Below are 10,587 nucleotides of genomic sequence, written 5' to 3'. Positions count from 1 at the left end.
ATGAAGAACGAATCCAATTAAAATTAAAAGGACTGAGTCCGATACAATATCGAAAACAGTCCTTTAAATAACAGTCTAACTTTTTGGGGTCAGATCATTATGTTTATAAAGGATTTTTAAATAAAACGAGATATTAATATTTTTAAAAATAAGCGTTAACGACAATTTTGTCTACTATTCAAGAGTTAGGTTGTCTCCAAAGCATATAGACATACACCCTACTAGTTTGAATTGATGTGATGACGATGTGAAATCTGTTTACGAGGCTCATTATAGATACTGGATTTGTTTCTATAAATTCATGAAAATGAATTTCACAATTTCTGAAAATGGAATAATTAATGGGTTTGATGTTAAAAGAAATGCAATACAAAACAGGAGCATAGAGGCTTCTGTTTTGTATTTATATCAAAAGTGCGGTCAATTCTTTTATTGTTTTTAGTCTACTTCAAAAATGCCGCGTGATAGGCAATATGCTCGCCAATAAAACCGGCGATGAAGTAATAGCTGTGATCGTAGCCTTTATGGAAACGCACATCGACCGGCTGATTTGCCGCACGGCAGGTTTCGATAAAATCTTCGGTACGCAATTGTATCGGTAAAAACTCATCTTCCAAGCCCTGATCAATGCGCATACCTCGCACTTTATAGCCTTGTTGAATAAGCGAGTTAGCATCATATTGCTGCCATTTTTCACGATTGTTTCCCAAATAGGCAGAAAAGGCTTTTTCTCCCCAAGGCACGAGGCTTGGCGACAAAATGGGCGAAAAGGCAGAAACACTTTGATAACGTTCCGGGTTTCGCAGTGCCAATACCAATGCGCCGTGTCCGCCCATCGAATGCCCCATAATGGAACGTTTGCCGTTGGTAGGAAAATTTCCCTCAATCAGACTAGGCAACTCATTCAAAATATAATCATACATTTGATAATTCGTTGCCCAAGGTTGCTCGGTCGCATTCAGATAAAAGCCCGCACCTTGCCCTAGATCGTAAGCCGCATCGTTCGGCACTTGCTCTCCGCGAGGGCTGGTGTCGGGCGCAACCACAATCACCTGATGTTCTGCCGCGTAACGCTGAAAGCCCGATTTGGTAATGAAATTTTGTTCCGTACACGTCAAACCGGAAAGCCAATAAATCACGCCAAGCGGTCGATTTTCCGGATTATCCGGCAAATAGACGGCAAATTTCATTTCGCATTGCAACGTTTGGGCATAATGCGCCCAAACTTGTTGCGAACCGCCAAAAATTTGATGTTGTTCAATCAGTTTCATCGCATACCTTAGTAGTGAATAACGGCGCGGATCGATTTACCTTCATGCATCAATTCAAAGGCTTCATTGATTTGATCGAGTGTCATTGTGTGGGTTACAAACGGTTCTAACTGAATGTCGCCTTTTATTGAATCTTCCACCATTTTCGGAAGCTCGGAGCGACCTTTAACGCCACCAAACGCCGTACCTTTCCAAACACGGCCGGTTACCAATTGGAACGGACGCGTTGAAATTTCTTGTCCTGCACCCGCTACGCCGATGATAATGGATTGTCCCCAACCACGGTGCGCACTTTCTAATGCTTGACGCATTACGTTTACGTTGCCGATACATTCAAAGGTGTGATCAATGCCCCATTTGTTGATGTCTAACAACACATCTTTGATCGGTTTATCGTAATCGTTCGGGTTCAAACAGTCAGTTGCACCAAACTGTTTTGCCAACTCGAATTTTGAGGGGTTGGTGTCAATGGCGATAATGCGGCCGGCTTTGGCTTGACGCGCACCTTGCACCACCGCCAAACCAATCGCCCCCAAGCCAAATACGGCAACAGAGTCGCCTTCTTGTACTTTTGCCGTATTATGCACCGCGCCAATACCTGTAGTAACGCCGCAGCCGAGCAAACATACATGTTCGTGGTTGGCTTCTGGGTTGATTTTCGCCAGTGAAACTTCGGCAACAACGGAATATTCACTGAAAGTCGAACAGCCCATATAGTGATAAATCGGCTGACCTTGATAAGAAAAACGCGTCGTGCCGTCCGGCATTAAACCTTTACCTTGCGTGTCACGCACTGAGACGCACAAGTTGGTTTTACCCGAACGGCAAAACTCACATTCGCCACATTCGGCGGTGTAAAGCGGAATCACGTGATCACCCGGTTTTACGCTTGACGCACCCTCGCCCACAGCAACGACCACACCGGCACCTTCGTGCCCAAGCACCACGGGGAATACGCCTTCAGGATCGTTTCCTGATAACGTAAATGCATCAGTATGGCACACGCCAGTATGGGTATTGCGGATTAACACTTCACCTTTACGCGGCATTTCTACGTCGATTTCCACAATTTGTAAGGGTTGGTTAGGGGCGAATGCCACCGCCGCACGAGATTTGATGGTTGAATTGGTTTGTTTCATTTCCATTGTCTTTCCTCTTAATTCATTGACAAAACAGCCTTGCCTGAGCAACATAGCAACAGTTTACACTTTAGAGTTAACTTTAAAGCAAGTGTTTTTTACTGTTTTTGTTTAGAAGAAGGGAAAATGACTTATACCACTGCCAAAGCCGCCGAAAAAATAGGCATCTCCGCCCACACCCTACGTTTTTACGACAAAGAAGGCTTGTTGCCTAATATCGGACGTGATGAATATGGTAACCGCTGTTTTACCGATAACGATTTGCAATGGTTGGGCTTATTGCAATGCTTGAAAAATACGGGAATGAGTTTAAAAGACATCAAACGCTTTGCGGAATGTACCGTCATTGGCGACAATACCATTGAAGAACGCCTTTCCTTGTTTGAAAATCAAATAGAAAATGTGAAGTGTCAAATTACCGAATTAAAACGCTATTTAGATTTGCTTGAATACAAATTAGCGTTTTACCAAAAAGCGAAAGCATTAGGTTCGGTAAAAGCCGTAAATTTGCCGCAAATTCCTGAATGAAACATTCAAGTGATTTCTCCTATTTTATCGCAACATATTTAAATAATGCCCTTACCTGACAATTTATGCTAAAGGCATCCCCCTTTATGCTATACTTGCAAACATTTAGCAAAATTTAACCGCTAGTAAGGATTAGCATGACAACGGAATTCCCGATTTTAACCACATTTGAAGAGCTTGATCTTTCCCCGCAATTACTCAGAGCTTTGAACGAAAAAGGCTATAAACGCCCGACTTCAGTACAAGCACAAACTATTCCGCATGCCTTAGATGGTCGTGATTTATTAGGCTCAGCTCCAACAGGTACGGGTAAAACAGTCGCATTTTTACTACCTGCCATTCAGCATTTATTAGATTATCCACGTCGTAAACCTGGTGCGCCGCGTATTTTGGTACTCACGCCTACCCGTGAGTTGGCAATGCAAGTGGCAGAACAAGCTAAAGAGCTAGCGAAATTCACCAAACTTAGCATTGTAACTATCACAGGCGGTGTGGCATATCAAAACCACGGTGAAATTTTCAACAGCAACCAAGATATTATAGTGGCAACGCCTGGGCGTTTGATACAATATATCAAAGAGGAAAATTTTGACTGCCGTGCGGTGGAAATTCTGATTTTTGATGAAGCCGATCGAATGTTACAAATGGGTTTCGGACAAGATGCAGAAAAAATTGCCGCTGAAACCCGCTGGCGTAAGTATACATGGTTATTTTCAGCAACGCTTGAGGGCGAATTATTGACCGATTTTACAGAACGTTTATTAAACGATCCCGTACAAATCGAAGCCGAACCAAGCCGCCGCGAACGTAAGAAAATCCAGCAATGGTACTACCATTCCGATAATGTTGAGCACAAAACCAAACAGCTTGCTCGCTTGATTAGCGAATTATCAATGGACAAAGCAATTGTGTTTGTTCGCCGCCGTGAAGATGTGCGGGAACTGAGTGAAACCTTACGTAAACGTGGTATTCGCTCCACTTATTTAGAGGGCGAAATGGCACAAACCCAACGTAATCAGGCGATTTCTCGCTTAAAAGATGGCATTGTAAATGTATTGATTTCAACCGACGTTGCTGCTCGCGGTATTGATATTGATAATGTCGATTTTGTGATTAACTTTGACTTGCCTTACAGTTCGGATACTTATCTGCACCGTATTGGGCGTACGGCGCGTGCAGGCAAAAAAGGTTCTGCGATTTCATTAGTGGAAGCTCACGATTACAAGCTATTAGGCAAAATTAAACGCTATACTGGAGAATCATTGAAACCACGCGTAATTGAAGGCTTAGAACCGAGAACCAAAGCTCCAAAAGGTGGCGAGTTAAATACCACCACGAAGAAAGAAAAAGCCCGCATCAAAAAACACAAAGAGGCAAAAAAAGAAGCTGCCAAAGCGAAAATAAAAGTTCGTCATAAAGATACTAAAAATATTGGTAAACGCAGAAAGCCGAGTGGTGAACAGCGTTAATCTTTTGCTATTAGATTGGAAAAACAATGAATATTATTATCCGCAAAGCACAATACCAAGATAGCCAATAGGTTTGGCAATTAATGAAAGAACTCACCATTTTTAAAAAATAAGTACAACTATCTACAAGTGAAATGGACGGTTGCGCCGTGGAATAAAGTCAGCAAACGTTTCTATACTAAATTAGGAACAAAACAGAATAATGAATAGTTAAACTATAAATTAAATATTTAGGACTTCTTACAATTTTTTCTAAGCTATATTTTTTGATAAAAAATAACCCGCTTGAATCACAACAAGCGGGTTATTTTATTTAATGTTTTACTAAATTAGTTGGAAGCTCTAGGAGCTGAATGCACGTGGCTGACTGCAGCGGCATAACCTGCTGCTCCTTTTCCGTGGAAGTAATATTTTGAATGATTCCACACACGGATTTCAAAGGCTGGTGCAGCTGGCTCGTTGTTCTCTGCTTTAGTCATCGCCGCCTTAGTGTGTTCCACACGAGAAAATGTACCTAAACACCCTTTAAACACATATTCGCTTTGGTAAGTAGAAGCAGGCACAACAATCGCTTTTTGCTCTACAGATTCTACTGCAGGGGCAACGGTCGCTTGAACCATCGCTGTTTGAGCATTGTGATTGCCTCGGCGTTCGTGGTTTTCTTTCACTAAATCTCGATCAGAATGTTGGCTTACCACGTTACCAAATGGCGCAATGTGTTCTGCAACCGTAGTAACTTCTGGTTTTGGTTCAACAGGCACTAGATGTGCCGTACGTTCGTGACGCTCTTTCACTAAATCTCGGTTAGTTTGTTGAGCAACGAAACCACCAAATGGCACAGTGCTTTCTACTTTGCGTTCAGCTTTTTCGACAACTTGTTCTACTTTCATTTCCGATGAGGTTGCTTGCTGTTCAAGCATCTCATCCACTGACAAGAAGTTTTGTTTTTCTTGCGCTGGTTTTTGAGGGCGATCGTTAATTGCCAATAAAATTTTACCACTTGCTGCTTCTGGTGATGCAACTGCAGAGGTTAATGGCATTGCACGGCGATCATTACGGCGGTTATCACGACGGCGTTGGTTGCCTATGCGTAAGTGGCGAGGCAAGCGACGTTGTCGACCGTTTTCGTGGTTGTTTTCATTGATTTCTACATGCTCTTCATTCGCTATTTCAGCGTCAACAAGCGGTTGAATCTTCGGTGCTTTTTGCACTTCAGTTTGAACCTGAACGGCCTCCTGATCAGTAGCTTGCACATTTGATTTTTTGTTACTTTCAACAACTTCAGCATTGTTTTCTACGCGAACTTTTTTGCGTAAATCACGGCGTTGGCGACGCTCTGTAACTTGGTTCAATTTTTCGACCGCTTCTGATGCTCCCGCTGTTTCTTCCACGATTTGACGACGTGGTTGACGCTCTTTGCGATCTGCTTTTTCGGCTTTCGCTTTTTGCTCGTCTTGCTGTGATTTACGTTCTTGGCGTTCTTGACGCTCTGCACGGTTATTGCGCTGACGGCTATTGCGACGTTCGCGAGGGTTGCGAGATTTCACTTTCGGTTTCTCTTCTTCCTTCAGTTCTTCACTAAAGATGCCTTTAATTTTCGCAATGATGCGACTTAATAGCGAAGGTTTTGCAAACTCAACAGGCGTTGGTGCAGGTTGAAGATTGAATTCTGTACTATTGAGCACCGATTCTACGGTAATCACGGGCTCATTGCGGCTCACTAAAGCCTCATCTGAATGTGAGTGATGATATGGATTTTGCTCATCATCTTGGCGAGCTAAATAGCGTTTTGCTAAGTCGTAACTTAGCATTGGCTCAATTTCATTTTCACGTAAGCGGTACACGCTAAAGTGCGGGGTTTCCATACTTTCGCTTGGCACCACAACCACGCTCACATCTTGGCGAGACTCAATACCTGAAATCGCTTTACGTTTTTCGTTCAATAAGTAAGAGGCAACTTCAACTGGCACAATCGCGTGAATTTGTGAAGAGTTCTCTTTGATTGCCTCTTCTTCCACCAAACGTAAGATAGAGAGTGCGATAGATTCGTTATCACGCACTTTGCCCGTACCCTGACAGCGAGGGCAGATATGGCTTGATGCTTCACTTAATGATGGGCTTAAACGCTGACGACTCATTTCAAGCAAACCAAAGCGTGAAATGCGGCTGAACTGAATGCGAGCACGGTCTTGGCGAGTCGCTTCACGAATGCGATTTTCTACTTCCCGTTGATGGCGAACGGGGGTCATATCGATGAAATCGATCACGATTAAGCCACCTAAATCGCGTAAGCGTAATTGGCGAGCGATTTCGTCTGCCGCTTCTAAGTTCGTATTGAGTGCAGTTTCTTCGATGTCGCCACCACGAGTTGAACGTGATGAGTTGATATCAATCGCCGTTAATGCTTCGGTCACATCAATGACAATGGAACCACCTGATGGCAAACGAACTTCACGTTGAAATGCTGATTCAATTTGCGATTCGATTTGGTAATGGCTGAAAAGCGGTACTTCACCTTCGTATAAACGCACGCGGTTGATGAAATCTGGACGCACTAAACGAATATGATTTTTCGCTTTTTCGAAGATTTTTTTGTTATCAATTAAAATTTCGCCAATATCACGACGGAGATAATCGCGGATAGCTCGTACGATTACATCGCTTTCTTGGTGAATTAAGAAAGGTGCTGGGCGAGATTGTGCGGCATTTTTAATCGCTCCCCAGTGATGAAGGAGCACTTTTAAGTCCCACTGCAACTCTTCTGGCGATTTGCCTACACCTGCGGTACGCACGATTAAACCTACATCTTCAGGCACATCTAAACAGTCTAACGCTTCTTTCAGCTCTAAACGCTCATCACCTTCAATACGGCGAGAAATTCCGCCTGCACGTGGGTTATTTGGCATTAATACTAAGTAACTACCCGCAAGTGAGATGAAAGTAGTTAAGGCTGCACCTTTATTACCTCTTTCTTCTTTGTTCACTTGTACGATCACCTCTTGCCCTTCTTGAATAATATCTTTGATATTAGGGCGGCCGTTGAAGACATAACTTTCAGGGAAATATTCACGAGAGATCTCTTTTAAAGGCAAAAAGCCATGTCGCTCAGCACCGTAATCAACAAATGCAGCTTCAAGGCTTGGTTCAACGCGGGTAATTTTCCCTTTATAAATATTAGATTTTTTTTGCTCGTGCCCTGGCGATTCAATGTCCAGATCGAACAGACGCTGTCCATCAACAAGGGCAACGCGCAACTCTTCTTTTTGAGTTGCATTGATTAACATACGTTTCATTGTGTTTCTCTTATCTTTTTTGTATTGCTTGAGTTATTGCGTATTTTTAAATGACTCAACAGATTGTTGGCATTCCCGCCAATCTCACGACTGTCTTCGCTTTAACTATGAATTAACAATAAATTTTTGTCTTACGCCCATTTTGTTTGTCTAAAATGGCTGCAAAATCAAAAGGTTAAATCCTTAAGAAAGTTTTTGCTTACAAGAGCAAAAGTGATCTCTTTTTATTAAAATTTATAGACAAAAAGAGGATTACATTATCGCATTTCAAGGGCTAAAAAGGCAAGGTAAATCTGCCCAATAAAGCAGTTTTAATAGGGCCAGGGCAAGATAGCACTTTTCTGAAAAATATGCACTAATGGCATCACCAATCGCTTATCGAGAAATCCTATAACCCTATTTGATATTTTGATGGGTTAGAAGCCCCTCGCCATAAAATTAACTGGAAACATAACCTCCTTGATATCATTTTCCCTTGTGATGTGTACGGTCATTTCTAACGTAGAGGGTTGGGCAGATATCCACTTATTTTGGCAAGATTGTACGCATTATTCGTTGTATTGCCCTGAATTTAATCGTTATTTGGTAAGGAAGGAACCGAGCATCAGAATCCCTTTTTGTATCATTAAGCTGTGATTCTAAGAAATTAGAGGAAGTGGCTAATATAATATATCCTGAATATGGAAGATTAAAATTCTATTCAAATTTTCATAAAAAATTTGCAAAATTGACAAAAATCCTTTATTATTCTCAGCCATTTTTGCATAAGTTTTCGGCTGACAGTTTTCTCGTCAGCCTTTTGTGCTTTATAAAAAAGTAAGCCTGTTTGTCATTTTATGGGCTTGTTTGCAAATTCCTTCCCCTTTTTAACCGCTTGCAGTAGTGATTTTTGACTCAAGAGAGGAAAAAGGAAAATGACGCATCGTGTATCTAATTTTAATGCCACTTCCAACCGAGTTTTCTCGTGTGGATTGTGAAATCTCAACCAAATACATAAAAATCAGAGGCTATCTACAAATGGCATACTCATATTCCGAGAAAAAGCGTATTCGTAAGAGCTTTGGTAAACGTCCACAAGTTCTGAACGTACCTTATCTATTAACTCTCCAACTTGATTCTTACGAGAAATTTATTCAACAAGATTCAGAAGGACAACAAGGTTTAGAAGCGGCATTCCGTTCTGTATTCCCGATTGTGAGCAACAACGGTGCAACAGAATTACAATACGTTTCTTACGAACTTGGCGAGCCTGTTTTTGATGTGCGTGAATGTCAAATTCGTGGCACAACCTATGCTGCTCCATTACGCGTGAAATTACGCTTAGTGACTTTTGACCGCGAAGCTGCAGCAGGCACGGTAAAAGATATTAAAGAACAGAACGTGTATATGGGCGAAATCCCATTAATGACCGACAACGGTACTTTCGTCATCAACGGTACTGAGCGTGTTATCGTTTCACAATTACACCGTAGCCCGGGCGTATTCTTCGATTCTGACAAAGGTAAAACCCACTCTTCAGGTAAAGTGCTTTATAACGCACGTATTATTCCTTACCGTGGTTCTTGGTTAGATTTCGAGTTCGATCCGAAAGATAACTTATATGCACGTATCGACCGTCGTCGTAAATTACCTGCAACTATCATTCTTCGTGCGTTAGGCTACACAACTGAAGAAATCCTTTCAATATTCTTCGAAAAAGTGAAGTTCACCGTTTCAAGCGATAACAAGTTACAAATGGAACTTGTAGCTGAGCGCTTACGTGGTGAAACAGCGTTATTCGACATTGAAGCAGATGGCAAAGTTTACGTAGAAAAAGGTCGTCGTGTCACGTCAAAACACACGCGTGATTTAGCGAAAGCAGGCGTGACCAAAATTGATGTACCAGTGGAATACATCATAGGTAAAGTGTCTGCGAAAGACTATGTGAATTTAGAAACAGGCGAGATCATCTGTCCTGCGAATATGGAAATCTCTTTAGAAATGTTAGCGAACCTTTCACAGGCAGGTTACAAAGAGATCGAAGTATTATTCACGAATGATTTAGACCACGGTCCTTATATTTCTGAAACGTTACGTGTAGATCCAACTTACGACCGTTTATCAGCGTTAGTGGAAATCTATCGTATGATGCGTCCAGGCGAGCCACCAACAAAAGAAGCTGCAGAAGGCTTATTCGATAATATGTTCTTCTCAGCAGAGCGTTATGACTTATCAGCTGTAGGTCGTATGAAATTCAACCGCTCTTTAGGCATTGCAGGAGGCGAAGGTTCGGGCGTATTAAGCAACGATGATATCATCGGTGTGATGAAGAAACTCATCGAAATCCGTAATGGTCGTGGTGAAGTAGACGATATTGACCACTTAGGTAACCGTCGTATTCGCAGCGTGGGCGAAATGGCAGAAAACCAATTCCGTATTGGTTTAGTACGTGTAGAACGTGCAGTGCGTGAGCGTTTATCTTTAGGCGATTTAGACGGTGTTACTCCACAAGATTTAATCAATGCGAAACCAATTTCTGCCGCAGTAAAAGAGTTCTTTGGTTCATCACAACTTTCGCAATTTATGGACCAAAATAACCCGCTTTCAGAGGTAACACACAAACGTCGTATCTCTGCATTAGGTCCAGGTGGTTTAACCCGTGAGCGTGCAGGCTTTGAGGTTCGAGACGTACACCCAACCCACTATGGTCGTTTATGTCCAATCGAAACCCCAGAGGGTCCAAACATCGGTTTGATCAACTCACTTTCTGTGTATGCACGTACTAATAACTATGGCTTCTTAGAAACCCCATTCCGTAAAGTGGTGAATGGTCAAGTAACCGAAGATATTGAGTACTTATCTGCGATTGAAGAAGGTAAATATGTTATTGCACAGGCGAACTCAAACT

7 protein-coding genes are annotated in these 10,587 nt (G+C 42.2%); 4 read left to right on the top strand and 3 right to left on the bottom strand.

The window, feature by feature from the left end; translation table 11 throughout:
• A partial coding sequence (locus KH943_RS10145) for an IS3 family transposase (RefSeq protein ID WP_368493496.1) occupies window positions 1–71 on the top strand: 71 nt, incomplete at its 5' end.
• 372 nt (window positions 72–443) lie between these two features.
• Here the strand turns inward: KH943_RS10145 and fghA are convergent.
• Both fghA and KH943_RS06985 read right to left on the bottom strand, forming a co-directional pair.
• Complete coding sequence (gene fghA / locus KH943_RS06990) at window positions 444–1,271, bottom strand: S-formylglutathione hydrolase (protein WP_304109422.1); 828 nt, start codon at window positions 1,269–1,271, stop codon at window positions 444–446.
• Window positions 1,272–1,279: 8 nt separating this feature from the next.
• Window positions 1,280–2,416 (bottom strand): S-(hydroxymethyl)glutathione dehydrogenase/class III alcohol dehydrogenase, encoded by a 1,137-nt coding sequence (locus tag KH943_RS06985; RefSeq protein ID WP_438359829.1) that lies wholly within the window; start codon window positions 2,414–2,416, stop codon window positions 1,280–1,282.
• A 120-nt stretch (window positions 2,417–2,536) separates the two neighbouring features.
• Between KH943_RS06985 and KH943_RS06980 the strand changes: the two genes are divergently transcribed.
• Both KH943_RS06980 and srmB read left to right on the top strand, forming a co-directional pair.
• A complete protein-coding gene (locus KH943_RS06980; RefSeq protein WP_304109420.1) occupies window positions 2,537–2,938 on the top strand; it encodes a MerR family transcriptional regulator in 402 nt (133 codons plus the stop codon).
• Between the two features lie 137 nt (window positions 2,939–3,075).
• Window positions 3,076–4,407 carry an ATP-dependent RNA helicase SrmB gene (gene srmB / locus KH943_RS06975; RefSeq protein WP_304109418.1) on the top strand — a complete coding sequence of 444 codons (1,332 nt, stop codon included), beginning with the start codon at window positions 3,076–3,078 and terminating at the stop codon, window positions 4,405–4,407.
• A gap of 329 nt (window positions 4,408–4,736) precedes the next feature.
• Here the strand turns inward: srmB and rne are convergent, their stop codons facing one another.
• Window positions 4,737–7,700: a ribonuclease E gene (rne, locus tag KH943_RS06970; protein ID WP_304109415.1), complete on the bottom strand. Its 2,964-nt coding sequence runs from the start codon at window positions 7,698–7,700 to the stop codon at window positions 4,737–4,739.
• A 1,017-nt stretch (window positions 7,701–8,717) separates the two neighbouring features.
• Here rne and rpoB point away from each other — a divergent pair.
• A partial coding sequence (gene rpoB / locus KH943_RS06965; RefSeq protein WP_304109413.1) for a DNA-directed RNA polymerase subunit beta occupies window positions 8,718–10,587 on the top strand: 1,870 nt, incomplete at its 3' end.

The organism is Haemophilus parahaemolyticus (genome assembly GCF_018373095.1).
Taxonomy (GTDB): domain Bacteria; phylum Pseudomonadota; class Gammaproteobacteria; order Enterobacterales; family Pasteurellaceae; genus Haemophilus_A; species Haemophilus_A parahaemolyticus_A.
This window is presented reverse-complemented; position numbering and strand designations above follow the sequence as displayed.

What these genes read in the sequence shown, in the direction of transcription:
- fghA (WP_304109422.1), bottom strand. Translation starts at nt 1,271, where the DNA reads ATGAAACTGATTGAACAACATCAAATTTTTGGCGGTTCGCAACAAGTT.
- KH943_RS06985 (WP_438359829.1), bottom strand. Translation starts at nt 2,416, where the DNA reads ATGGAAATGAAACAAACCAATTCAACCATCAAATCTCGTGCGGCGGTG.
- KH943_RS06980 (WP_304109420.1), top strand. Translation starts at nt 2,537, where the DNA reads ATGACTTATACCACTGCCAAAGCCGCCGAAAAAATAGGCATCTCCGCC.
- srmB (WP_304109418.1), top strand. Translation starts at nt 3,076, where the DNA reads ATGACAACGGAATTCCCGATTTTAACCACATTTGAAGAGCTTGATCTT.
- rne (WP_304109415.1), bottom strand. Translation starts at nt 7,700, where the DNA reads ATGAAACGTATGTTAATCAATGCAACTCAAAAAGAAGAGTTGCGCGTT.